The sequence below is a fragment of the Streptococcus sp. Marseille-Q6379 genome (genome assembly GCF_965119505.1).
Map to the genome: position 1 here is coordinate 200,122 of NZ_CBCPLV010000002.1, position 25,364 is coordinate 225,485.

Consider the following 25,364-nt stretch of genomic DNA (forward strand, 5'->3'; position numbering starts at 1 on the left):
GTTACTGAACAGTTTGTTCATAGTGTCCATATGACTGCACAAGATCGTCGCATTACCAAGACTAGAAAAGCCATCTATCAAGCTTTCTTGCGCTTACTTAACCAAAAAGATTATGAGACCATCACCGTTCAGGAGATTATTGACTTGGCTGATGTAGGACGTTCGACCTTTTACAGCCATTATGAGAGCAAAGAGTTACTACTGGATGAGCTCTGCCAAAAACTCTTTCACCATTTGTTTGAGCGTGCTCAACACCTCTCTCCACAAGACTACCTAGCACATATCTTTCAACATTTTAAGAAAAATCAAGACCATGTAACCAGTCTCTTACTCTCCAAAAATGATTATTTTATCCGGCAACTGCGAAAAGAGCTAGAACATGATGTCTATCCAATGGTTGCCGAGGAGCTGATTCAATCGCACCCAACCATCCCTCACTCCTATCTCAAGCATCTGGTCGTCAGCCATTTCATTGAAACCCTCAGCTGGTGGTTGAAAAAAGGCAAGTCCTATAGCGAGCAGGAAGCTGTCCAGTTTTATTTGGAGATACTGAAAGTTGGTTCAAACTAGAAAGAAGTTTTTTTAATGACCCTCACTCAATTTTATTTTCTCTTTCCAGCCTTATTCATGCTTCACGAACTTGAGGAAATCATATGGATGCCCTCCTTTGTCAAAAAACTATCAGCACAGTTTCCAGATATTCGATTCCTTTCTTATTACACTCCTTTTACTTTCAATGTCATTGTCTTGGAGCAGTTTCTGATCCTGCTTCTATCACTTTTTCTTAGCTACCAGTTTAGCAACTATACTATTTACGCAACCATTGTAATTGCTTATATCTACCATATTTTCGGACATCTGATTCAGACAATTGTCCTTCGAAAATATGTTCCTGGCTTGTTAACGGGCAGTTTAACGAGCTTGTTCTCCATCGCATTTCTAAAAATTGAAATTTCAGTCAAACTCTATGGTTACTCTTTTTTGACTTTACTGGTTATCGTTTTAAATCTTGTAGTATCATTTATGATTCTTAATCAAATCAGTCATAAAAAATAGCACTTAGACAATCATATCTTGGAAAGAAAACATCTATGTCACTTTATCCCATCTTTAGCATCATCACAGTCTTCTTAGCGCTTGCTTTTGTCCTGCTTCATTTGTTGGCCTCCCTTTCTGAAGTTAAAAAAGGAAATCACACTCTAGGAAATCAATTTCTCCTCATCGGAAGTAGCCTTGCGACTTTGTCTCTCTTCCTCTACTTCTTTTTCCCGATTGTCGCACTATCTCTTTGGCTGATTGGTTGTGGGGTGATTTGCTACGGAGCCTATTGGAATGGCAAGCAAAAAGAAAATTTCCATCTAGCCCACCATGTCATTCGATTGGGAATCGCTCTGATTCTTACCATTTTGTTAGCTCTCATCTAAGAAAAACTCAAGTTTTATCAATGAAAACTTGAGTTTTTTTCTTGTATTTATGATATTAAACATCCTGCTTTTCTTTAAACATTTTGACCTTTTCTTGGCAGTAATCCATTAATTTCCGTGCTTTTTCAAATGAATAGCCTTTTTCAGATACAGACTTGACTTTCTTTTCATCAAAGTAGTAGCCAGTCAAGCCCCTGACTTCTTCTGATAAGGTGAGATAATAACCTGTTTCGATTCCCTGATCTAGATCTTTTGAGAGAGATTTCATCAGGCGTCCAAAGAGGGACTTCTTCGTTTTTTCATCACTAGAGTTATTCCCTAAGTTAGTCGAGATAAGACCAGGATGGTAGGCATTAATAGTGATATTTGAACCTTTTAAAAAGAAATCTCTTGCTAGATAGCGTGTCATCCAAATGGTATAGAGTTTGGAATTATTATAAGCCAATCCTGGATTGTATTCTTTCTCAAATCCAAAGTCCAAATCCTTAACCTTGGCAAAATGATGCATATAGGAAGAGGTATTAATGACACGGCCGTCAGGCGCTTTTTCTAACAAGGGGCTTAGCTCAGTTGTTAACATATAGGGAACGAGAACGGATAACATAAAAGTCAACTCGACATTTTCAGCACTCGCTTTTCGTTCTTTTCCTGCATACAGGCCTGCATTGTTAAATAAGACATCGATCCTTTGAAAGTCACGCTTGATTTCCTCCGCAAATCGATAAACCTCATCTAATTTTGAAAAATCTGCCAAGTAGCTTGAAACTCTTCCTCTCAGGGAAACGGCCCGAACCTCTCGAAGCGCCAACTCAAGTTTTTGAGGATTGCGACCATGAAGGATGACATGATGGCCTTCACTAGCCAGTTTCTTTGCCAAATGTTTACCAATACCGTCAGTAGCACCTGTTATTAGAATGGTTTTGACCATATTAGTCCTCCAAGAAAGCAATGAGTTCTTTCGAAAACTCTTCTGCATATTGGAAGATCGAACCGTGACCAGCATTTGGATAGATGATGAGCTTACTATCTTTTATTTTCTCATGCATATCATAAGAATTTTCCGTTGGAACCTGCATATCCTGGTCGCCGTTGACGATTAAGGTTGGTTGGGTGATAAATGTTAGGTCGTCTTGAGAATCTTTCCCCCAACGTTTAATAGCTTTGAGTTGAGTCAAGAAACCTGGCACACTCATGTCTTTGTCCGCAAATTCCTTGGTTCGCATTCCCATTCGTCCTAGAACTTTCAAGGCTTCGATTTTTCCTTGTTCATCATGGTTATAGAAGATATAGCGTTTAGGATCGATGCGCTCGAGTCCAGCTTTAAACATATAGTTAAAGGTTTTCCCTGTGACCTTATCGACCTCTTTTCCACCTCGAGGTCCTGTTCCTGCTAAAATGAGACGGTTGACCAATTCAGGCTTGATTCGGATGATTTCTTGGGCAATCATGCCTCCCATAGAAAGACCTAGGAGATTGATTTTATCGTAACCAAGGGCTTCTATAAAGGCAATCGTCTGCTCAGCCATTCCAGGAATGGTTGGCGCCACTTTGCCTTGACTGGCTCCGACACCAGGAAGATCGACCACAATCACATGGTGTTTTTCAGCAATCAAGTCCAAGAGTTTTGGATCCCAGTTATCGAGGGTTGCTGCCAAATGGACCAGCATCAGAAGAGGTAGTTTTGATTCGCCTTTGCTGAGTTCGCGATAGGCAATTTGATTTCCTTGAACAGTGATGTATTGAGTTTTACTTGTAAGATATGACATTGTATTTTCCTTTTTATTTCTTAAAGCTGAGGACTGTTTTTCCACGTGAGCGACCATTAGCGACCTTGTCTAAGGCGCTATTCACTTCTTCAAATGGATAGACTGTATCGATAGATGGCTTGATTTCTAATTTGCTAAAGAGGTCAGCTACCTCTTGTAATTGAGCGCCATTGCTTTCTACAAAGATAAAATGGTAGTGAACCCCATATTTGTCAGCCATCTTATCAAATTTACGACCAGCTAGTCCAAGTAAGATCTGTTTCCATTTTGGCAGGTTCATGCGTTTGGCAAAGTCACCATTTGGCATAGCACGGAGGGAAACAAGCTGACCACCTTTTTTCATGATAGACATTTGTTTTTCAGTCTCAGAGCCCCCAAGAGTATCAAGGACATAATCAACCTGGCTAACAGTTTTTGTATAATCCTCTGTTTTGTAATCGATAAAACGATCTGCTCCTAGGTTCAATACACGCTCAGCGCTATCTCCAGCCCCATTGGTGATGACTGTCAAACCTTTAGCCTTAGCAATCGGAATGGCCATACCGCCGACACCGCCTGTACCACCAGAGACAAAGATGGTTTTGCCAGCTTGAGCTCCCATGAGTTCTAGGGCTTGCATAATGGTCAAGGCAGTCAAAGGCACAGCAGCGGCTTCCTCGTCAGACAGATAGTCTGGAACCTTGGCTAAGGCTTGGCTATCGACAGCTACGTATTCAGCAAAGGCACCAATATGATCAAGTGGTAAACGTCCAAAAACTCGGTCTCCGACTTTGAGATTTTTGACTTGTCTACCGGTCTTTTCAATGATACCGACCAATTCATTTCCCGCAGTTTGTGGGAGTTTGTAAGGGACAATCATTTTGACCTCACCACGGGAAATCATGTTATCCAGAGGATTAACACCAGCTGCAGTGACTTTTACCAAAACTTCTTTGTCTGTGATACTTGGTTTTGCGATTTCTGTGATGTTTAGTGTGATATTCTTTTTGTTATAAGTAGTATGTTGTGCGGCTTTCATTGTCTTCTCTTTTCTATTTTTTGTTGTATTTGACAAAGATACAAGTTTAGTCTTTTTAAAACTGATTTGCATGCAAATCAGTTTCGTTTTTGTTTGGCTTCTTGATAAAGATTGTTAATGACCTCTTCTAAGGTTTGGTGGGCTAGTTCCTTCTCAAGTTGAGCTTCAGCGCTAGCAAATAGTGGTGAAACGGCTCCTTGGATATGTTTCCCTACTGGACAATCCGGATTGCTATTTTGATGAACTGGAAATAGGCTGATGTGGCTGACTTCTTGTGTGGCAAAATAAATGTTAAGTAAGGTGATGTCCTTTGGCGATTTACTGAGTTGATAGCCTGTTTTTCCTTGATGAGACTGGATTAGTCCAGCATTTTTCAATAAGGCGATTACCTTTCGAATGTAACTCGCATTGGTGCCAACGCTAGTTGCTAGTGCTTGAGAACTTAAGGTATCCTTGCTCTCACTAATCATGGTTAGGATATGTAAGGCCACTGAAAATTTTGTATCCATATAAACTCCTTTAGATAACTTGTATCTGATACAAGAACAAGTATAGCACAAATAAAAAGAAAAGCAAGACTTTTGCTTCACTGTAAAAACACAAAAAAAGGACCCTACTGGATCCTCTTATTAATTGATAAACATAAGTATTAAGCTTTCTTTGCTGCCTTGCTCCATTGGTACCAACCAACTAGACTGTTGATAAGATAAATGAAATATTTCCCTTGAATTTGAAGGCTTTCTCCCCACCACAAATAGATAGAGAAAACATTGGTAGCGGCCCAAAAAATCCATTGTTCGCGGTAAACAGCTGTCATCAAGAGCTGACCAACACCGTTTGTCGCATCAGTTATAGAATCACGATAAGGACGATTAGCTCCAATTGACTGGTAAATAAGACCAAAAGCTAGCCACCAAAGTACACTAATTGAGAGGTACTTGGTCCATCCCACGGTATCCAACTTACGGGCAACAAATTCTTGTTTTTCTTTTTTGAACTGGGCTTGATAGATCAAAAAGTGTTAAAAATAAGACAGTAACCTCAGAATAGATACTGTCTTATCTCTTTTTTTTACTTAAAGCCTTGATAGACTTGACAAATGATAGAAAAGAACCGTGAGTTCTTGCCAGAAGCTGAAGTTAATCCTTCAACCTGGAAAACCCGCAGAGGTGACTTTTTCTATACATCTCGATTTTTCTGGCAATAATCATTAACCGATAAATATGTCTGTGAATCACCCAGCGACTCCGCTATGTCCATAATCCGCGGTGGTAGTAATCCCACTCGCTGGACAAGTTCGTGATCGCTGAACAATTCCCGTGGACTGCCGGCGAAGCCAAACTTCCCGTGTTCCATAACATACACCGACTCAAACTCGGCGGCGACCCAATCCATGTCATGGGTGATGGTCACAACTTGGTGGCCCGAATCAGCCAACTGATGGAAAATTGCGGTCAACTTGCGCCGGCTTTCCCAATCAAGCGACATCATCGGCTCATCAAATAAATAAATCGCCGGATCCACTGCCAAAACTGTGGCAACGCTCAACAGCTTGCGTTCCGACAATGACAGGTCATATGGACTTTCAGCTGCTTTATCATCCAAGCCAACTCTTTTTAGAGCCGCTAAAGCCCGCCTCGTAATCGTGTCGTGGTCATCCATGACCTGCGCGACACTCCACTCCACCTCTCGTTGAACGGTCGGGTTGAAAAGCTGATCGTCAGGATTCTGAAAAGTAATCCCAACCTTCAGTAACTTTTCGACTGGTTTAAGATCATTAAAAATTTCTCCATCGATCTTAATCACACCGGTTTGTGGTGTCAGCAAGCCCGTCAACAATTTGAAGAGCGTTGATTTACCGGCACCATTTTGGCCGACAATCGCCACCATCGGATCGGCGAAGTGTTTGTCTTCAACATCCAAGCTAAAGGACCGTTCCGGATAAGTGAACGTCAGGTGGTTCAGTTCAATTGTGGACATAACAAGCCTCCTTCAGATCAGCGCCATTCACCGGATACCGGCCATCAGCCAAGTGCCAATCCATTTTTTGAGCAAGTTGCTGAATTGTCGGGGCTGGAATCTGCCAGTCAGCTGCCAAATGATTAAACACCTCACCCGGCCTGCCCTGGGCTACCATTTGACCCTCGTGCAGCACCCACACAACGTCGGCGACTTCGCACAAATCGTCAATTTCACTGGTGACAATGAAGACAGTCGTCTCTTTGACTTGGGCCAGCCATTGGAAAAATTGCCGGCGGCCAAGGGGATCCATCTGACTGGTCGGATCATCCATAATCAAAACAGCCGGATTAGCCACAATCGCCGTGGCAATTGCCAACCGCTGGATCTGACCACCGGAAAGGCTCTCGGGACGCAAATTCAGCTGTTCAATCAGCCCCATTTGCGTGGCAACTTCTTCAACCCGTTTTTGAATCAGTCCTTCAGCCATTCCCTGATTAATCAAGTCAAAGGCGATTTCATCGGCAACCGTGTCTGCCAACCCGCTTAGTTGGCCAGCTGGATTTTGCAGTACAACTCCATTCATGGCATTATAAACGGGCCAATTGTCGGACACTCGCTGGCCAAACATGTGCCAGTCGCCCTCAATCTCAGCAGACACAATTTTGGGAATGACCCCTGCCAGCACATGGCACAAAGTCGATTTGCCGGAGTGGCTATTCCCGATAATCCCAACCACCTGGCCGGTATGAACCTCCGCGTTAATCTGACGCAGTTGTGGTTGCTCAGTACCCGGATAACGGGTGGTCAAATTTTCAATTACAATCCGGTTATCTTCTTCCATATCTTCCACCCAATCAATAAAATTGCCAATCCAGTCAGACCAATGTGCAGCATCCGCGACAGGCGATACACGCGCTGGGAGGTTCTGACAGTCCGGTTGAGATTATCAAAACCTCTCAGTTGGAGAGAAATCGACCGCGCCATCGATTGATCCAAGGTCTTAATCACCAATGGAATTAGAACCGGCAGGACTGACTTTAATTTCTGAATCAACGTTTTTTGCGGATTGGTTCCGCGAACTTTTTGTGCCTGCTGGATTTTCCGCATATTGCGCATCATTTCCGGCAAAATATAACACACCGACATCAGAACGTAGACGGTTTTATAAGATAATCCGGACAGTTCCAAATAGGCCGCGTTTTCTGAAATACTCGTGGTCACCATAAAAAAGCCACTGGTCAAAATAATCACAAATACTCGACAACCCAGAGTGGTGGCGTAAATCAGGCCTTCTTTGTAGAACGACACCCCAAGCACAGAAAACAGCACAGTTTGATTCCGACTGTAAAACAACCCTTGGATGATCAGCATGGTGCAAATCAGAAACAGGCTGAATCCCAGCGCCTTAAAGATGGTAGAACTCAATTTGGAAAATAACAATAGCAATGTTGCGACAAGAATTAATCCGGCCTGAAGCAATAAATTCATACTGGCAAAGCTCAACAACGTCATGTCCAAGATGAACAAGAGCTTAGTAATCGGATCGATCACCTGGTACCACTTGAGCTTGACCCGTGGCGCTCCAGAAATCAATGTTTGATCAGTCATCATTTATCACCGCTAAAGAAGTGCACCATCCGCTTCGGCAGCTGACGATAGATGAAGAATGCCAGGTAGGCCACGCAGACTTTATCCAAAATATCCAAGACAAACTCATCGGTAAATGAGGCCAGCCACACTGGTGCATGATTGGCGACCATTACCGCAAACAATGAGTCACCCCAAGCGATACCGGTCTGACCACCCCAAAAGATGACGTTGAGTGGCGTTGAAATGACAGCTGAAACGATGGCAATAATAATAGCAGAAACAAATACTCGTCGCGCTGACGAGAACCACCCATTGGCGTGCAAAACTCCGACAGCAATCCCAATTCCGATGCTGGTAATCGCATACACGGTTGAAATTGGCGATAAGGTCAGCCCATAGATCACGTTGTTGATGAAACCACTGATGGCACCGGCAACCGGCCCAGCCAACATGCTGGCAAGAAAGGTTCCCAAAGACCCCAGCCAAACGGGCAACTTTAACCCCTCCGCCAAGGCTTTGGCAACATAGTTAATCCCCACTGCAGCGGGAATCAAAGTCATGGTGGAAGCACTTAACTTAAATTTCCACATACTGGTACGACGAATCGGTTCTGTTTTCATAATCTTCTCCTTTTGTTTTTAAAGAGCCGTGTCAGGAATGACTTTCGGACGCAACGCTCTATAGAATAGTTAATAGAACTATTTAGTCTTTTCACAATACCAACCGTAGTCGACATAGATTAATATAGTAAAATTACTATTTCTAAGTTCATACTCTATATCATACGCTTATTTTCAAAATTGTCAAGTCTTTTCTGAAAATTCTTCAAAAAAATTTGGAAAATTTAAAATGCCTAGCTCAGCTAGACATCTTTTGTTTCTATAATGACTTTAATCGTTATTGCTTATACTAGACAACATCTAGTCTGTCACATAAATCTCGCCACGGCTATAGAGGGCGGCTTTTCCTGCAAGGTAAATCCTGTCTCCTTCAAGACGACAAATAAGATGACCACTTCTCTTAGAGGCTTGATAAGCTCTAAATTCTTCTTGTCCTAACTTATTAGCCCATAAGGGAATGACATGACAATGCCCAGAACCACAAACTGGATCCTCCATGACTGATAATTTTGGTGCAAAACTACGTGTAACGGTATCATAGTTTTTACCTTTAGCTGTGATATTTAGGAGTAAGCCATCTAATGCTTTAACTTTATCGAAATCTGGAGTCGCAGCAATGACATCATTTTCATAAGGGAGGATACACACTAGATCTCTTCCAAGCCACGCTTCAAGAGGACGGACACCGATTGCTTCTTCCATCTCACTTGTTACTGGAACTTGGTGCATCGAGTAAACTGGGAAATTCAGCTCATATAGCTCTCCTCTTTTGGTTACCAAAAGCTCCCCACTCTGAGTTGTAAAGGTTAGACTATCAACATCCACTTCTATAAATTGAAAGAGAACGAAGGCAGTTGCTAAAGTCGCATGACCACACAAATCGATTTCTCCACCGGGAGTAAACCAACGTAAATCGTAATAGCCGTTCTTTTTAACCGTAAAAGCTGTCTCAGAGAGATTATTTTCTTTGGCAATATTCTGTAAGGTATTATCCGACAACCATTCGTCCAGAAGACAAACAGCAGCTGGGTTCCCTTTAAAAACGGTATCTGTAAAAGCATCAACGATAAATTGAGAAATCGTATATTGACTAATTGGCATGAAGGGCTCCTTAATTTGTTATCTTTATTATATCTGAAAATAGGATAGAAAACAGACAAATAGTAACTAAAAAAGTTAATTGAAAAAGTTACTTTTTGTGCAAATTTTTCATTATTTCTTGATAACACCTTCTTTTACCAAGAAATCATGTGCGACTTGGGCAGCCGGTTTACCTTCTACTCCCACTTGGTAGTTCATCTGGCTCATTTGCTCTGCTGTGATTTTACCAGCTAACTTGTTTAGAATGCCTTCCAATTCTGGATGTTTCTTAAGAAGAGCTTCTTTCATGAGGGGAGCTCCTTGATAAGGTGGGAAGAGTTGTTTGTCATCCTCTAGGGTCACAAGGTCATAGCGAGCAAGCTCGGCATCCGTTGAATAGGCATCTGTTATCTGGATTTCACCAGACTGGATCGCCTGGTAGCGAAGGGCTGGCTCCATGGTGGAGACTTGTAGATTAAGACCATAGACTTTCTGCAAGCCCTTGTTTCCATCCTCTCGATCATTAAACTCTAGCGTAAATCCCGCCTTGAGTTGTCCTTCCACCTTTTTCAAATCTGAAATGGTCTTGAGGCCATACTCTTGGGCAATTTTCTTAGGCACCGCGACAGCATAGGTATTCTGATAAGCCATGGGTTTGAGCAAGGCTAGGTTGTCTTGTTTCTTGATCCCATCTCGAGCCGCTTGATAGACTGCTTCTGGATCATGGTCGACTTGCGGCGCCGGCTTGAGGAGACTTTCGGTCACGGTCCCTGTAAACTCTGGATAGATAGCAATATCCCCTTTTTTCAGAGCTTCATAGAGGAAGGTAGTCTTACCAAAATTTGGTTTAACAGTCACTGTCATGTCCGTGTTTTCTTCGATCAAAATCTTGTACATATTAGCTAGAATTTCCGGTTCAGGACCTAACTTCCCAGCAATGACCAGGTTTTCTTTTTCCGGTTTGGGAAGAAGACTTGGCGTATAAGATGCTCCCAATCCGATAACCATTACCGCAAAAGCCGCAAAGATGGTCCGCAATTTGGCCTTTTCCATCCATTTGAGAAGAAGGTTAAAGGCGATGGCTAAGAAGGCAGAAGACAGGGCACCGATCAAAATCAGACTGGCATTATTGCGGTCAATCCCTAGAAGGATAAAGGAACCGAGTCCCCCTGCTCCAATCAAGGCAGCTAGGGTAGCCGTCCCGATAATCATCACAGCTGCTGTCCGAATCCCAGACATGATGACGGGCATGGCCAAGGGAATCTCAAACTTCTTCAAGCGCTCCAACTTGGTCATCCCAAAGGCGACCCCTGCTTCTTCTAGACTTGGGTCAATCCCCTGCAAACCAGTGATGGTATTTTGAAGGATGGGGAAAATGGCATAGATGACGAGAGCTGTCAAGGCCGGAAGTGTGCCGATTCCCATGATGGGAATGAAGAGCCCCAAAAGGGCCATGGAAGGAATGGTCTGGAAGATCCCAGCTACCTGTAAAACCCAGTTGCTGGCTCTCTTGCGTGTACTTAAATAAATAGCTAATGGAACAGCTAGAAAAATAGCAAGGAGCAGGGTCAGTAATGACAGTTGCAAATGTTGCCCCAGTGCAGTGAGCCAGTCTCCAAAGCGTTCTTGAAAGGTTGCAAGTAGTTTAGACATGGTGAGCACCTCCAAATAAATTCGCAACAAAGTCATTGGCTGGTTGGGCTAGAATGGTATCAGAATCCGCCACCTGCACAATCTCTCCTTCTTGTAGCACCGCGATCCGATCGCCTAATTTTAGGGCTTCGTCTGTGTCATGGGTCACGAAAATAGTCGTCATACCAAATTCTTTGTGCAAGTCTTTGGTAAGAGCCTGTAGCTGTTTGCGAGAAATAGCATCCAGAGCAGAGAAGGGCTCATCCATCAATAGAATCTTTGGCTCTGCAATGATGGCCCGCACAATCCCAATCCGTTGTTGCTCCCCACCCGATAACTCATGGGGTTTGCGATCGGCGTAATCAGAAGCTGTAAGGCCTACTTTTTCTAAAAGTTCGACTGTTTTGGAAGCCACTCGCTCCTTGCCCCAGCCCTTCATCTCAGGAATGAGAGCGATATTTTCCGCAACTGTCAAATTTGGAAAGAGAGCAATGGCCTGCAAAACATAACCAGTAGAAAGACGTAACTCTCGTTCATCATAGTCCTTGATGCGTTTTCCGTCCATATAAATATTGCCATCTGTCGGCTCCAAAAGACGATTGATCATCTTGAGCATGGTGGTTTTTCCAGACCCTGAAGGTCCCACAAGGACCATAAATTCTCCAGCTTCAATACGGAGATTGACATCTTTTAAAATGTCTGTATCCGTGTAGCGCAGGACTACATTTTTATATTCAATCATATTCTTCCTCAATTTTCACAATTACTTTCCCGAAGGACTGGCTACTTTCAAGATAGGTGTGCGCTTCTTGTATCTCTTCTAGCCTATAAACCTTCTCAGGCCGGACATCCACTTGATACAATTCCACAAAATCGATCAACTCTTGGAGCTTTTCATTTGAAACATTCCCCGAATAAAAGGTCGTTAAATAAACATTCTTCGACAATTCAACAATTGGATCAAAATCAGCCAAGGTCCACTGGCCACCTAATTGACCACAAGAGCAGATAATTCCTCCTTCACTTAAGTGATGGATACTATCTTTGATATGGCGAGGTCCCACTAGATCTAGAATTTTTGTGAAAGACTCCTCACTTTGCAAGACGCCATCCTTCTCCAAAATCACCTGATCAAATCCGACCGCCTTCAATTGGTCTTCCTTAGCTAAATTTCGGCTTGTTCCTACCAAGTGAATCTCAGGAAATTTTCCTTTAAGCAGTCTAGCAAAGGCAATTCCTACACCACTAGTTGCCCCGCGGACTAACACGCAATCTTTCTCCTCAATTTTGAGATTAAGAAAAGAGCCAAAAGCTGTGTAATAGGTCTCAGGAAGGGCAATCAAGCTTTCCAAATCAAGTTCTGTCTTGATTGGATAAATTTGCTCATTTGGGAGAAGTGTATACTCTGCATAACCTCCATCAAAAGCTCGCCCCATCTCCCCCATAATAGAAATGATTTGCTGTCCAATCTTCAAATCCGGTCGAGTCGTTTCTTCCACAAGACCGACACACTCAATTCCTAACACACGAGGAAATTGAACTGACGGCGATAAACCCTGACGGGTAAAAATTTCACTGTGATTGATGCCAAATCCTTGAATTTTCACCAAGGTCCAACCGGCCTTCAAAATTGGTTTTTGTCGTTCGACAACTTCTAATACCTCTGGTCCACCTGGACTGCTCACAACAACTGCTTTCATAAGGTACTCCTTCTTAAAACTTCCCTCTATTGGTCAAGTCTTCTACCTTAGGCATGACTTCCTTATTATCCCAATGCTCAACAATTTTTCCATTTTCTAAACGGAAGATATCGTATTGAGCATAAGCAACGCTATCAATCAACACCTGACCATAGCTAACTGAAAAATTACCTTGCGTCAAGAGTTGGAAAACAAAGTCATAGGCTACGTTGTGCTCGCGTACGTAGTTCTTATAAGCTTGGCTTCCTTGCCCAATCTCATGGTTATGCTGAATCAGTTCCTCTGCCACAAAGTCTTCCCATTGATCGAGTTCCTTGTTTTGGAAAATTTCTGTCAAGAAACGATGGACCAATTTTTTATTTTCTGCTGTCTTACCCAAATCCTTGATTTCAAAATCTCCAAAGATCTGATCTAGTTGGCCATTTTCAGGTATGCGATAGTAGTCAATAACGTCCCAATGCTCAACGATACGACCATTTTCATCTGCACGGAATGTATCCGTCGTTACCCATTGGGCTTCTCCACCGTTCAGATATTGGTGAACATGAACAAAAACAAGATTTCCATCTTCAATGGTACGAACAATCTTAATATCACGTTCTGGATGACGTTTAAAAAAATCTGCAAAGAAAGCCGCAAAACCTTCTTTCCCATCTGGCACCCCTGTCGAGTGTTGGATATAGTTATCCCCTACAGAGCTAGCCTGAGCTTCTGCTACACGGCCATCTTGAATGGCATGAAGGTATAGATTTTGTGCGTTTTGTGCTTGAATAGACATGACTTATTCCACGTTTTCTTTTTTCTTTAAATTATTTATAATACGCTCTTGATAGGCTTGAAATTCTTGGATTTCGTTATCCGAAAAGCCTTGGTAGAATATCTCTCCCAGTTCCTGACTGACGCGATCTCCAATATCTTTTTGCGACCAACCTAAATCCGTCAAGACTACAAACTTCTTGCGCTTGTCCTGGTCACTCTGTTCAATCTTAACCAAACCTTGCTCGACCAATTTCTTTATCATGCTGGTCAATGTGTTATTAGCTAGTCCCGTCGCTAAAGCAATATCAGTTGCAGTTGTCCTTCCTTGCTCTTTTTGCCATAAGACTGTTAAAATTTTCCCCTGTTCACTACGGTATTGGGCATCTGGTTCCTTGCTCAGCAGTTTTTGAAAGATACGCCCATTCAATAAACGAATCTGTAGAGCTTGGTAGCCTCCTGTCATCTTATCCATTTTTGTCTCCTTTTTATTTCTATATCGAAATATCACAGTCATTGTATCACTGTTCGTTACATCTGTCAACTGTTTCGATATCGAAATAATTATAAAAACAAAAAAACTTTCCTAATCATCTAGGAAAGTTCTAACTATAATCGATTGATATCTTTAAAATCTTTTATTCAGCCTTGGTAATATCTTCACGCATTTCATCGACATTGAATTTAGCAAAGAGATACTGACGGTCTTGAACTGGGAAACGTTGATCGAGTTGGTCAACTGGTCCAACTTCGATAATACCATTTTCAATAACAAAGTCCATAACGTGACCACCGAATGTCAAGTCGTCTGAAATAAAATGAAGGTGATAACCAGCAACACTCACACCGTGAAACATTTCTGGCGTCCAAATACCAACGATGGTACCTGAAATATCATCTACCTCGTACTCAGGTTGGCGAGTGGCAACATCAGCAAACTTAATATCCGCATTTGATTTAGGAATCATGCGGACATGCATGTGTTTAAAATGACCCTTAATTTTGATAGAACGGAAGAGATTAACCCCATCATAGTAAGATTCAATACGATCCTCAAGTTCTTTATCAGTCATTTCATAACGTTGACGGAAGATAACTTCAGCTTGGTGAGGTACGACTGCTGCATAGGGAACTTTTTCATCTGGAGAAACTTCTACCACTTCGACTTTACCTTCAGAGCCTTTAGCTTGATAGGCTTTACCATCAAGAACAATCAACTCCCCATCAATAGAATCTAATGTTCCAAGACCCAAGTCTCCATGCTCCAACAATTCACCAACTGTTAAAGTACCTCCATAAAGCCCAGCCATCAAGGCTCCCAAAGTATTATATTGAAATAATTTTATGGCTTCAGACATGTCTACACCCTCTTTTTAGTAAAATTCATCTGGCAAAATAGTTTCGCCGAGTTTAATATTATCTTTATAGTCGATTGGAACATCAATAAGGACTGGTCCATCTACAGCTTTAGCCAAGGCTTCTTGGAGCAAGCTAGAAAACTCCTCTTTACTCGTTGCACGATAACCTTTCGCTCCAAAGCTCTCAGCATATTTTACAAAATCTACAGGACCAAAGTCAACCCCAGATGAACGACCGTACTTCATTTCTTCCTGGAATTCCACCATATTGTAATGGCCATCGTTCCAGATAATATGAACAATTGGCAATTTCAAACGAACTGCTGTCTCCAATTCTTGTGCTGAGAAGAGGAAACCACCGTCACCAGAAACAGAAATGACTTTTGTCTTAGGACGAACCAAAGCTGCAGAGATGGCCCACGGAAGAGCAACCCCCAAAGTTTGCATCCCATTTGAGAAAAGCAAATGACGTGGTTCATAAGATTTGAAATAACGAGCCATCCAGATATAGTGACTACCAACGTCAACGGTAACTGTCATATCATCATCCGTTTGTTCTTGTAAAACTTCAATTAAATCGAGTGGATGTACGGTACCTTCTTCAGGCTGACGCTCAAATTTAACATCTTCAACGACTGTATTTTTTAACCCTTTTAGATATTCAACTGATCCTTCAGGTATTTTGTAGCCTTGAATAGCTGGCAAGAGCAAGTCTAAGGTTGCTTCTACATTGCCAATCAATTCACGTTCTGGCTGGAAGTAAGTATCCACCTCAGCAGGTTCAACATCAATTACGATAATACGTGCTGAAATTTCAGCATTCCAGTTACGTGCTTCATACTCAATTGGGTCATAACCAATGGCAATAATCAAGTCCGACTTCTTAAGCAACATGTCCCCCGGTTGATTACGGAAAAGACCTACACGACCAAAGAAAGTATCCTCTTCAAGGTCACGTGACACGATACCAGCACCTTGGAAAGTTTCAACAACTGGTAATTTAACATGTTTCAAAATCTGGCGAATAGAGTAAGTTACAGCTTCTGATGAAGCACCGTTCCCTAAAAGTAAGACCGGCAATACGGCATTTTTAATCGCCTGTGCGAGATAGTTAATATCAGAAACAGATGCTGAACCAAGTTTTGGATCCGTCATAGGCTTGATAGCCTTAACACTGACCGGAGCATCAGTCACGTCTTGAGGAATTGAAATAAAGCTTGCACCCGGTTTCCCTGACTTAGCATGGCGATAGGCATTAGCAACCGTTTCAGAAAGGGTGTTAGCATCATGTACTTCAGCAGCATACTTGGTAATCGGTTCAAGCATAGCAACGTTATTCATTGATTGATGGGCACGTTTCAAAAGATCTGCACGCTTAACCTGACCACCAATAGCAAGAACAGGATCTCCTTCATCTGTCGCTGTTACCAAACCAGTAGCCAAATTGGAGACACCTGGACCAGATGTTACCAATACTACACCGGGTTTCCCTGTGATACGTCCAACACCTTGAGCCATAAAAGCAGCATTTTGCTCATGACGGGCAACAATCAATTCAGGTCCCTTATCTTCCAAAGTATCAAAAACCCTATCGATTTTTGCACCTGGAATCCCAAAGACATAATCAACATCATGGTTAATCAAACTATCAACCACTAAATCCGCACCATACAATTGCTTTTCTTCTGACATGAACACAGTCCTTCTGGCCCTAAAATGATAGAGCCAATTTTCCTTTCAAGTATAAGTCACAAAGTGTCAAAGTCTGCTCGTTTTTTCACAAACTTTTATCACTTCACAATTCTGTTATCATTATAGCACAGTTTTCAGACAATCTTGTGAAAAAAAGATTGTGAATTTTTGAACTTCTATCACAAAAAAACACCTGATAACCATCAGATGTTCATGTATTTTTTACCTTAGCAAACTCTCGATTAAGATAATTTTGCAAGCCTTCAAAAATCTCTATTAACTGGAGATAATTAGACAAGCTTGAGCGACCAGGGATATCTACGACATCCAAAGAAATGCGTTCCAAGTCCTTTTCATAGAGAATGCGGAAGGATACCACTGCTTGATCAGAAAAATAATTCTCCCCTGCTAAAATAAAGCACTCATAGATGATGCCAACAGGATTAGCAACCTTCAATTCAATACGAACTGCGCCTAATCCCAAGGCCTCCACTTGCTGAAAACGCTCCAGAATAGCCTGTCGCTGACTGGGGATAAAACTCATGATATCCATAGTGGCCCTCCCAAGATTCCTTTTTGTCTATTATAGCCTAAAGCTGAAAAAAATGCTTGTAATGGGTTTCTTGAAAAGACTAAAAGCCCATGAATCCTTATTTAGCTTCTTTATAATCTCTAAAGTCCGATTTTATAGTGTTATCGTAATCATGTTTATCTACCCACTCCTTAATATCAGCAAACGAATGAATTTCCTTCCTAATACCAGCACCGTCCTCTACAGAAATTACAATTGCTTGCTCTCCATTTGTTCCCAACCAATGTAAAATATCATTGGTCTGCTCTTCAGGGGAAAAATAGATTTGTGATTGTTTGTCGTACTCTCTATCTCTATAGGACTCATATTGAGCCAATTTCTTTTTATAGGCATCATATTTCCTATCATAATCTTTTTGGGCTTTTTGACGTGCTTTTTCGTAAGCTCGATAATCTTTCTGATAGTCTTGTTCTGCCTTCTTATTAAGAATGTCACTAAAACTTAAAGGTTTAATAGGAAAAATAGAATCAGGAAAAACATTAAATTCTGGAACTTTCTTTGGCTGGCTTGGTTTATTAGGTAGGCTGCTTTTCACTGGCTCAGTTGGACCGACCGGAAAATCTCCCTCCTTACCTTGACGGGTCAATACTTTAAATTTCTTTAAGGTATTACTGTTTGTTGTTGTCTGATTAACAGCCTCTTCGTAAATAGGCTTAACTTCAGAATTTTCTTTAAATAGATTAATTTGATTCTCTTGTTTTGAAGTATCTACATTATCAATCTCTAGGATCACATTTAGATGAGCTGATAAATGGTTGTTTGTTTGAGCTGGTGACATTCTTAAAAGCTCATCCAAGTTTCCTTCTCTCTTTAAATATCCCCACATGTTGCTATCATTCACCTGATTACGAGCAGAAGTCTTATCACCAAAATAAAGCAATTCATCCTTACTATAAGAATAATCTGGTAGGTCTCTAGTTAAAAATTGATTCGTATCTAAATTGTAAGCAAATTGCTTACCGTTTTGAGAATTCTCCAAGAAAACATAATCGTAACCATCAATCGATCTTAAAGACACAGCCAACTCCTTAATATCTTTAAAATCTTTTACTTTCTTCAAATATGGGGTCAAATTAATAATTTTCTTTTCAAAATTTTTGTTGATATCATAAACTACCAAATGAACTTGATGGAGACTACTCATGGTGTCGTAATAGCGAACAAAATGATTTCTACCAATCAACTCAGTAGCTACATTATCTTCAGAATTATAGTAAGTGGGTTCTTCATGACTAATGGCAACATATTGTTGACGTCTACCAAAAATCTCATTGGACTTTATCATCTTTTAGAACCATCTGTAACTCTTCTACAGCTTTTACATGAAATTTATGTTTGACATAAGCATTTCCTAAAAGAAAAAGTGTGAGTAAAGTCGCAGTATAAATCCTTCCACGCTTCGAGAAGGGAAATCTTAAAATCTTCTTTATCATAACTGTTTTACAAAAATAGCCAGAACATCACATTCTGACTATTACTTTTATTTCTCATCTTCGTCCATTGAAAGTACTGACAAGAAGGCTTCTTGTGGGACTTCAACCGAACCGATAGCTTTCATACGTTTTTTACCGGCTTTTTGTTTTTCGAGGAGTTTACGTTTACGTGAAACGTCACCACCGTAACACTTAGCCAAGACGTTTTTACGAAGGGCCTTGATATCTGTACGGGCAACAATTTTTTGACCGATAGCCGCTTGGATAGGCACTTCGAATTGTTGACGTGGAATGATTTTCTTAAGCTTGTCAACGATAAGTTTTCCACGCTCGTAGGCAAATTCCTTATGAACGATGAAGCTAAGGGCATCGACCTTGTCACCATTAAGGAGAATATCCATTTTCACCAATTGTGAGCGACGGTATTCTGACAATTCATAGTCAAAGCTTGCATAACCACGTGTAGATGATTTCAATTTATCAAAGAAATCAAAGACAATTTCAGCAAGTGGAATCTGATAAATAACGTTCACACGATTATCATCGATATATTCCATGGTTTCAAAATCACCACGTTTACGTTGTGCCAACTCCATAACAGCACCAACGTATTCTTGAGGAACCATGATTTGAGCTTTAACATAAGGCTCTTCGATGGCATCAATACGTGTAGGATCTGGGAATTCAGATGGGTTAGACACTTCAAGCATCTCACCGTCAGTCGTATTAACATGGTAAACTACCGATGGTGCTGTCATGATGAGATCAATGTTAAACTCACGTTCCAAACGCTCTTGGATAACATCCATGTGAAGAAGACCCAAGAAACCACAACGGAAACCAAAACCAAGGGCTTGAGACGTTTCAGGCTCAAACTGAAGACTGGCATCGTTCAACTGGAGCTTTTCAAGAGCTTCACGCAAGTCATTGTATTTATTAGACTCAATTGGATAAAGACCGGCGAAGACCATTGGATTCATTTGCTTATAGCCATGGAGTGGCTCTGCTGCTGGATTATCCGCAAGTGTTACTGTATCACCGACACGGGTATCCGCAACAGTCTTGATTGAGGCCGCGATATAACCAACATCACCTGTCGCAAGGTAGTCACGGCCAACAGCTTTAGGCGTGAAGATACCAACCTCAGTAACATCGAAGGTCTTGCCATTAGACATCATTTGAATCTTATCGCCTGGTTTAACCATTCCGTTAACTACACGCACTTGGAGGATAACCCCACGGTAGGCATCATAAACAGAGTCAAAGATAAGGGCTTGGAGAGGCGCTTCGACTTCACCTTGAGGTGCAGGAATTTTCTCAACGATTTGTTCGAGAATCTCCTCGATACCGATACCAGCTTTAGCTGATGCAAGCACGGCTTCAGAAGCATCTAGTCCGATTACATCTTCAACCTCTGTACGCACACGTTCAGGATCTGCAGCTGGAAGGTCGATTTTATTGATAACTGGTAAGATTTCCAAGTCATTATCTAGGGCCAAGTAAACATTGGCAAGTGTTTGCGCTTCAATTCCTTGAGCAGCATCCACCACCAAGATTGCACCCTCACAGGCAGCAAGAGAACGTGACACTTCATAAGTAAAGTCCACGTGTCCTGGTGTGTCGATAAGGTGGAAAATATATGTTTCGCCATCTTTAGCTGTATAGTTAAGCTCAATAGCATTTAGTTTGATAGTGATACCACGTTCACGCTCGAGGTCCATACTATCAAGGAGTTGCGCCTGCATCTCACGACTTGATACTGTCTCAGTCTTTTCCAAAATACGATCAGCAAGGGTTGATTTACCGTGGTCAATATGGGCAATAATAGAGAAGTTACGAATCTTCTCCTGTCGTTGTTTTAATTCTTCAATATTTGGCATTTTTATCTTTCCTAGTTCTTACTTGTGATTATAAAAAAACTAATCGTTACCTTCTATTATACAAAAAAGACAGGCTTTTGCCTATCTCTAATATCTGCTTTCTGAGCGCATTTAATCCTTCTTATTTCTTAAAAGTATCGTTGTAGTGCTTATTAATGATTGCAGAGCGCTTGTTTTCTGTAGAACTACTTGAAAATGGAGCTAAACCGAAGGCTAGTACAACAATTCCCAATAAAATGAGACTAAAAAATGGGTGCTCTATAATATAGTGTAAAATATCTGACATAGAAAGGCTCCTTTTAAAGCATAATTAATTAAGATTATATTATCAGAAATATTATGTTTTATCAAGTAAAAAAAGAGAGTCTTCCGCTCTCCTTTTTAATATTAATGGAATTGCATCCCACCATCCACGATGATGGTTTGACCTGTGATGTAGTTTGAGTCAGGTCCAGCTAAGAAGCTAACTGCTGCTGCCACATCTTCAGGTTCTGACAAACGTTTGAGAGTAATGTCTTTAGCAAAAGTTTGCATACCCCATTCATCATCTTTACCAGCGTTCTTACCAACTTCATGAGCAATGTCAAACATCATTGGAGTCTTAACGATACCTGGTGCATACGCATTGACAGTGATACCTGAATCAGCCAAGTCACGCGCCAAAGTTTGAGTGATACCACGCACTGCGAATTTAGTACCACCATATACAGTCAAGTTAGGGTTACCTACGACACCTGCTTGTGAAGTCGCATTGATGATTTTACCACCATGACCAAGTGCTTTAAATTGTGCTTGTGCAGCTTGAGCACCCCAGATAACACCACCGACATTGATGTTAAATGTACGTTGGAACTGTTCTTCAGTAATAGTATCAAGTGGTGTTGTTGGTGCCACACCGGCATTATTAACAACAACATTCAAATCACCAAAGTGATCAACTACTTTTTGGAAAGCTGCTGCCACCTCAGCTTGTTTAGACACATCAGCTACAACCGCAAATGCTTTGTCTGCTGACAATTCAGCAACCGCTTTTTCTGCAGTTTCAGCGTTGTAGTCTAATACCCCAACTTTAAAACCATCTTCAACCAAACGTTTTGCAATCGCAAAACCAATACCTTGACCTGCACCTGTAACAATAGCAACTTTTGACATACGAAATCCTCCTCTACCAATTGTAGTTACAAGCTTAATTAAAAGCCCTATCTCAATTGGAATACGCTAAGTTAATCAAGTTCTGGCAAAGTCATTTTCATAGGCTTTGTCTTAACTCAATGAGAATTTTACTACTTTGTGAAAACGTTGTCAAGTAATTGTCATACTTTTCTGAAAACAAATAAGACCACCGCAGGTGGTCTATTTTCTATTATTTTTCAAACGTAAACCCTAGTGCTTCCATATCGTCCAAGCCACCTAAGTTGGAAACCTTAGTATAGCCTCGTTCTTTCAGTACGCCTGCAGCAAATTCTGCACGAGGCCCCATTTTACAATAGAGGTAAATTGAAGCGTCTTTTTCAGCTGGAATCTCAGCAGAAAAAAATTGTGTATGAGGAATCAAGAGGGCATTCTTAACATGACCTTCTGAATACTCTTCTGGACTTCTGACATCAATTAACAGTCCACCCTTAGCTAAATCATATTGAATCTGTACTAAATCCATCTTACTCACCAAACCAAATCTGAATTTCTCGAGCCGCAGATTCTTCTGAGTCAGAACCATGAACGATATTCGGAACCATATCCCCATCTGGTGCAGTTGCAAAGTCTCCACGAATCGTTCCTGGAGTAGCATCCCCAGGATTGGTTGCTCCCATCATATCACGCCATGACTTGATAACACCTGGGCCAGACATAATACCAATAACTGCTGGGCCACTCATCATGAATTCAGAAATACTAGGGAAAAATGGTTTATCAACCAATTGGGCATAATGTTCTTTAAGACGTTCTTCGTCAAGCATCAGCATCTCCATACGCTCAATAATGAAGCCACGTCGCTCAATTCGATCAATCACTTGTCCCATCAAGTGTCGTTTTACAGCATCTGGTTTAATAATAAAGAATGTTTTTTGCATGTTTCCAACCTTCATCGTTTTCTTTCCATTTTACCATAGGAAATATCATTTTGCAGACCTAAACCTTATATAGTCTAAAACTATATCCACAGCCAGAAATTAACTATTTTTCATTAGTTCAAATAAGAAGTACTATAGATTTAAATACACATTTTGAGGTAAATACAATGACAAAATCTAAATTCCAATTAGTCGGTTCCCTTCTTCGTCCTACGGATCTCCGTAAATACAAGGACGAAATCGAGCATCGTGACGACATCCAGTATCCTTTCTATGATGCCCTTCCTGGTTATCAAGAAACTGAAACTGCAGATATTAAGCAAATTGTGTCTGACCAAAAAGCTAACGGAATTGACATCCTTACTGATGGGGAGTTTGGACGTTCTATGTGGCACTTGGACTTTGTCTGGGGACTCAAAGGTATTGAACGCTACATTGCTGAGCATGGTTACACTTTTAAAGACCATGATGGTGGTCAATATGAAACACGTAAAGATATCGGTATTCGTATCACTGAGCCTCTCTCAGGTAAAAACCACCACTACCTAGATATTTACAAATTGGTTAAGGCTGAAGCTGGTGATGAAGATATCAAACAAACTATCTGGGGACCTGCTCATGCCTACACTGAACTTGCTATCTTTGACCGTTTGGCTGGTCCTGGACAAGTCTATGAAACAAATGAAGACCTCAAAAATGGTTTGATTAATGCCTATAAAGAATTCTTGGAAGAATACAAGGCTGTCGGTGGAAAAATTGTTCAATTTGATGACTGTCTCTGGGAACTTTTTGACCCATCAAACCCTGCAAGTTTCTTTGCGGAAGGTAATTCTGATTTAGCAGAATTGGCTGATGAGTTTGTAGCTATCAATAACGAGGTTGTAGACTATGCTCACGAACTTGGTTTAACGGTTTGGACGCACAACTGTCGTGGTAACTATGAAAGCCGTTCTGCTGCCGAAGGAACTTACGAAGCCATCGCTAAGAAGTTCTTGGCAGAGCAACACTATGACCGTTTCTTCCTTGAGTGGGATAGCGACACCGCTGGTGATATCAAAGCTCTCGAAACCCTTAAAGACAACAAAGCTGAAGTTGTACTAGGACTTTTGTCTTCTAAAACTACTGACCTTGATGACGAAGAACGTGTCCTTGATTTGCTTGAAAAAGCGAGTCAAATCCTTCCAAAAGAACGTCTCTTCCTCTCTCACCAATGTGGTTTCGCCTCATGTGACTCAGGTAATGAGTTGGCAACACCTCAACAATGGGCTAAAATCAAACAAGGTCAAGAAATCGCTAAGAAATTCTTTGGCTAATTGAATACTTTTAAATCATAAAATCCCTTGCCGTATTCGGTAAGGGATTTTAATGTTGTCTAAGCTTGAATAAAAGGTTGTAAATCTTTAAGAGCTCGCTCAGCAATTTTTTCATAGCGCTCTTTCTTGTCACGAATACGTGGCCCTTCCAACTCTTTGATAATACCAAAGTTAACATTCATTGGTTGAAAATGTTTACTTTCAGCGTGAGTCACATAATATGGAAGACTCCCGATAGCTGTTGTGTGAGGGAAGATAACCTCATCTTCACCCTTAAAGAGACGGGCAGCATTGATGCCGGCAACCAAACCTGAGGCAGCTGATTCAACATAACCTTCTACACCAGTCATTTGTCCTGCAAAGAACAAGTTAGGGTTTGATTTTGACTGGAAAGTCTGTTTGAGCAAGTTTGGTGAATCCATGTAAGAGTTGCGGTGCATTACCCCGTAACGTACAAATTCTGCATTTTCAAGACCTGGAATCATTTGGAAGACACGCTTTTGCTCTCCCCATTTGAGGTGGGTTTGGAAACCAACAATATTATAGAGGCTACCAGCCGCATTGTCCTGACGAAGCTGAACAACCGCATAAGGTGTCTTGAAGTCACCATCACGTGGACCCTTATAATCCTCAGGATACTCCAAACCAACTGGTTTCATAGGACCATAGAGCATTGTCTTGATACCACGTTTAGCCATAACTTCGATAGGCATACAGCCCTCGAAATACTTTTCTTTTTCAAAAGAATTCAAAGGAGCTTCTTCAGCTGTTGTCAAGGCCTCGTGGAAGGCCATGAACTCTTCCTTGGTCATTGGACAGTTTAGGTAAGCTGCTTCACCCTTGTCATAGCGTGACTTAAGGTAGACTTTGTTCATGTCGATAGTCGCTTTATCAACAATCGGTGCAGCGGCATCATAGAAATAGAACCCATCTCCACCGTTTAGCTTGTGAATTTTTTCAGCTAAAGCATCAGAAGTCAAAGGACCTGAAGCAATAACTGTAATGGCATCATCAGGAATTTCTGTGATTTCTTCTCGGATGACTTCAATTAATGGATTGTTCTCAATTTCAGCTGTCACTGCTTCTGCATAACCTTCACGGTCAACCGCCATGGCACCACCAGCTGGCACACGGTGAGCTTCTCCATTACGCATAATGATAGAGTCCAAGCGACGCATTTCTTCTTTAAGAAGCCCTACAGCATTTGTCAAGCTATCGCCACGGAAAGAGTTAGAACAAACCAATTCTGCAAAGTTTGTTGTCTTATGCTGAGGTGTTGCTTTGACCCCACGCATTTCATATAGTTTTACCGGAATACCACGTTTAGCAATCTGATAAGCTGCTTCAGAGCCGGCCAAACCAGCTCCAATCACGTTAATATAATCTGCTTTTGATTGAGACATGACACTAATACCTCTTCGAGAACAAGATGAAATCCTGCCCCCACAAATCTTTCTTCATTTTTACTCTTAGTAG

At 41.3% G+C, this 25,364-nt stretch carries 28 protein-coding genes and 1 pseudogene; 4 read left to right on the plus strand and 25 right to left on the minus strand.

Features of this window, described 5'->3' with window-relative positions; genetic code table 11:
* Positions 1–30 precede the first annotated feature (30 nt).
* The 3 genes from ACWPVZ_RS07630 to ACWPVZ_RS07640 are packed head-to-tail and all read left to right on the plus strand — an operon-like array spanning position 31 to position 1,424.
* Entirely contained in the window at positions 31–570 is a 540-nt protein-coding gene (locus ACWPVZ_RS07630) for a TetR/AcrR family transcriptional regulator (protein WP_224111184.1), read from the plus strand.
* 15 nt (positions 571–585) lie between these two features.
* Positions 586–1,056 carry an HXXEE domain-containing protein gene (locus ACWPVZ_RS07635; protein WP_002891025.1) on the plus strand — a complete coding sequence of 157 codons (471 nt, stop codon included), beginning with the start codon at positions 586–588 and terminating at the stop codon, positions 1,054–1,056.
* 35 nt (positions 1,057–1,091) lie between these two features.
* Positions 1,092–1,424, plus strand: a complete 333-nt coding sequence (locus ACWPVZ_RS07640; protein ID WP_418861716.1) for a glucuronide permease — start codon at positions 1,092–1,094, stop codon at positions 1,422–1,424.
* A 55-nt stretch (positions 1,425–1,479) separates the two neighbouring features.
* On the opposite strand, the gene ACWPVZ_RS07645 is transcribed toward ACWPVZ_RS07640, so the two are convergent.
* The 24 genes and pseudogenes from ACWPVZ_RS07645 to ndk all read right to left on the minus strand — a co-directional run bounded on the left by ACWPVZ_RS07645 (position 1,480) and on the right by ndk (position 22,575).
* Entirely contained in the window at positions 1,480–2,352 is an 873-nt protein-coding gene (locus ACWPVZ_RS07645) for an SDR family NAD(P)-dependent oxidoreductase (RefSeq protein WP_454381719.1), read from the minus strand.
* 1 nt (position 2,353) lies between these two features.
* Positions 2,354–3,190, minus strand: coding sequence for an alpha/beta fold hydrolase (locus ACWPVZ_RS07650; RefSeq protein WP_454381721.1), 837 nt, complete (start codon positions 3,188–3,190; stop codon positions 2,354–2,356).
* 13 nt (positions 3,191–3,203) lie between these two features.
* On the minus strand, positions 3,204–4,208 hold the full coding sequence (locus ACWPVZ_RS07655; RefSeq protein WP_454381723.1) for an NADP-dependent oxidoreductase: 1,005 nt from the start codon (positions 4,206–4,208) through the stop codon (positions 3,204–3,206).
* A gap of 77 nt (positions 4,209–4,285) precedes the next feature.
* Positions 4,286–4,717, minus strand: coding sequence for an Rrf2 family transcriptional regulator (locus ACWPVZ_RS07660; protein ID WP_195413606.1), 432 nt, complete (start codon positions 4,715–4,717; stop codon positions 4,286–4,288).
* 140 nt (positions 4,718–4,857) lie between these two features.
* Positions 4,858–5,220 (minus strand): annotated as a pseudogene (pnuC, locus tag ACWPVZ_RS07665) (nicotinamide riboside transporter PnuC); the annotation flags it as partial.
* A gap of 167 nt (positions 5,221–5,387) precedes the next feature.
* Complete coding sequence (locus tag ACWPVZ_RS07670) at positions 5,388–6,188, minus strand: energy-coupling factor ABC transporter ATP-binding protein (RefSeq protein WP_201709746.1); 801 nt, start codon at positions 6,186–6,188, stop codon at positions 5,388–5,390.
* Positions 6,175–7,011, minus strand: coding sequence for an ABC transporter ATP-binding protein (locus tag ACWPVZ_RS07675; protein WP_201709745.1), 837 nt, complete (start codon positions 7,009–7,011; stop codon positions 6,175–6,177). Before ACWPVZ_RS07675 ends, ACWPVZ_RS07670 begins: the two co-directional genes overlap by 14 nt.
* Complete coding sequence (locus ACWPVZ_RS07680) at positions 6,987–7,778, minus strand: energy-coupling factor transporter transmembrane component T (protein WP_454381726.1); 792 nt, start codon at positions 7,776–7,778, stop codon at positions 6,987–6,989. The genes ACWPVZ_RS07675 and ACWPVZ_RS07680 overlap by 25 nt, the downstream gene beginning before the upstream one ends.
* Positions 7,778–8,380 carry a hypothetical protein gene (locus ACWPVZ_RS07685; RefSeq protein ID WP_002891037.1) on the minus strand — a complete coding sequence of 201 codons (603 nt, stop codon included), beginning with the start codon at positions 8,378–8,380 and terminating at the stop codon, positions 7,778–7,780. The genes ACWPVZ_RS07680 and ACWPVZ_RS07685 overlap by 1 nt, the downstream gene beginning before the upstream one ends.
* 300 nt (positions 8,381–8,680) lie before the next feature.
* The gene (locus ACWPVZ_RS07690) at positions 8,681–9,481 is read right to left on the minus strand and encodes a PhzF family phenazine biosynthesis protein (RefSeq protein ID WP_454381728.1); all 801 of its coding nucleotides are present in this window, start codon (positions 9,479–9,481) and stop codon (positions 8,681–8,683) included.
* Positions 9,482–9,592: 111 nt separating this feature from the next.
* On the minus strand, positions 9,593–11,113 hold the full coding sequence (locus tag ACWPVZ_RS07695) for an ABC transporter permease/substrate-binding protein (protein WP_454381730.1): 1,521 nt from the start codon (positions 11,111–11,113) through the stop codon (positions 9,593–9,595).
* Positions 11,106–11,834, minus strand: a complete 729-nt coding sequence (locus ACWPVZ_RS07700; protein ID WP_454381732.1) for an ABC transporter ATP-binding protein — start codon at positions 11,832–11,834, stop codon at positions 11,106–11,108. Before ACWPVZ_RS07700 ends, ACWPVZ_RS07695 begins: the two co-directional genes overlap by 8 nt.
* Positions 11,827–12,792 carry a zinc-binding dehydrogenase gene (locus ACWPVZ_RS07705; RefSeq protein WP_454381734.1) on the minus strand — a complete coding sequence of 322 codons (966 nt, stop codon included), beginning with the start codon at positions 12,790–12,792 and terminating at the stop codon, positions 11,827–11,829. The genes ACWPVZ_RS07700 and ACWPVZ_RS07705 overlap by 8 nt, the downstream gene beginning before the upstream one ends.
* Before the next feature lie 13 nt (positions 12,793–12,805).
* Positions 12,806–13,570, minus strand: a complete 765-nt coding sequence (locus tag ACWPVZ_RS07710) for a nuclear transport factor 2 family protein (protein ID WP_454381736.1) — start codon at positions 13,568–13,570, stop codon at positions 12,806–12,808.
* 3 nt (positions 13,571–13,573) lie between these two features.
* Positions 13,574–14,023: a MarR family winged helix-turn-helix transcriptional regulator gene (locus ACWPVZ_RS07715; protein ID WP_454381738.1), complete on the minus strand. Its 450-nt coding sequence runs from the start codon at positions 14,021–14,023 to the stop codon at positions 13,574–13,576.
* A gap of 163 nt (positions 14,024–14,186) precedes the next feature.
* Positions 14,187–14,906 (minus strand): acetolactate decarboxylase, encoded by a 720-nt coding sequence (budA, locus tag ACWPVZ_RS07720; RefSeq protein WP_002891043.1) that lies wholly within the window; start codon positions 14,904–14,906, stop codon positions 14,187–14,189.
* 15 nt (positions 14,907–14,921) lie between these two features.
* Positions 14,922–16,598, minus strand: coding sequence for an acetolactate synthase AlsS (gene alsS, locus ACWPVZ_RS07725; RefSeq protein ID WP_454381740.1), 1,677 nt, complete (start codon positions 16,596–16,598; stop codon positions 14,922–14,924).
* A 211-nt stretch (positions 16,599–16,809) separates the two neighbouring features.
* Positions 16,810–17,151 (minus strand): hypothetical protein, encoded by a 342-nt coding sequence (locus ACWPVZ_RS07730; protein WP_002891047.1) that lies wholly within the window; start codon positions 17,149–17,151, stop codon positions 16,810–16,812.
* A gap of 97 nt (positions 17,152–17,248) precedes the next feature.
* A complete protein-coding gene (locus ACWPVZ_RS07735; RefSeq protein ID WP_454381742.1) occupies positions 17,249–18,475 on the minus strand; it encodes a hypothetical protein in 1,227 nt (408 codons plus the stop codon).
* Between the two features lie 195 nt (positions 18,476–18,670).
* A complete protein-coding gene (gene lepA, locus ACWPVZ_RS07740) occupies positions 18,671–20,503 on the minus strand; it encodes a translation elongation factor 4 (RefSeq protein ID WP_454381744.1) in 1,833 nt (610 codons plus the stop codon).
* A 121-nt stretch (positions 20,504–20,624) separates the two neighbouring features.
* Positions 20,625–20,789: a hypothetical protein gene (locus ACWPVZ_RS07745; protein WP_002891050.1), complete on the minus strand. Its 165-nt coding sequence runs from the start codon at positions 20,787–20,789 to the stop codon at positions 20,625–20,627.
* Positions 20,790–20,890: 101 nt separating this feature from the next.
* Complete coding sequence (locus ACWPVZ_RS07750) at positions 20,891–21,655, minus strand: (S)-acetoin forming diacetyl reductase (RefSeq protein ID WP_002883902.1); 765 nt, start codon at positions 21,653–21,655, stop codon at positions 20,891–20,893.
* A gap of 211 nt (positions 21,656–21,866) precedes the next feature.
* Positions 21,867–22,160: a rhodanese-like domain-containing protein gene (locus ACWPVZ_RS07755; RefSeq protein ID WP_454381747.1), complete on the minus strand. Its 294-nt coding sequence runs from the start codon at positions 22,158–22,160 to the stop codon at positions 21,867–21,869.
* 1 nt (position 22,161) lies between these two features.
* Positions 22,162–22,575, minus strand: a complete 414-nt coding sequence (gene ndk / locus ACWPVZ_RS07760) for a nucleoside-diphosphate kinase (protein ID WP_454381925.1) — start codon at positions 22,573–22,575, stop codon at positions 22,162–22,164.
* A 167-nt stretch (positions 22,576–22,742) separates the two neighbouring features.
* On the opposite strand from ndk, the gene ACWPVZ_RS07765 reads away from it, so the two are divergent.
* Entirely contained in the window at positions 22,743–23,888 is a 1,146-nt protein-coding gene (locus ACWPVZ_RS07765) for a cobalamin-independent methionine synthase II family protein (RefSeq protein WP_454381749.1), read from the plus strand.
* A gap of 59 nt (positions 23,889–23,947) precedes the next feature.
* On the opposite strand, the gene trmFO is transcribed toward ACWPVZ_RS07765, so the two are convergent.
* Positions 23,948–25,291 (minus strand): methylenetetrahydrofolate--tRNA-(uracil(54)-C(5))-methyltransferase (FADH(2)-oxidizing) TrmFO, encoded by a 1,344-nt coding sequence (trmFO, locus tag ACWPVZ_RS07770; protein ID WP_021144085.1) that lies wholly within the window; start codon positions 25,289–25,291, stop codon positions 23,948–23,950.
* Positions 25,292–25,364: the final 73 nt, after the last annotated feature.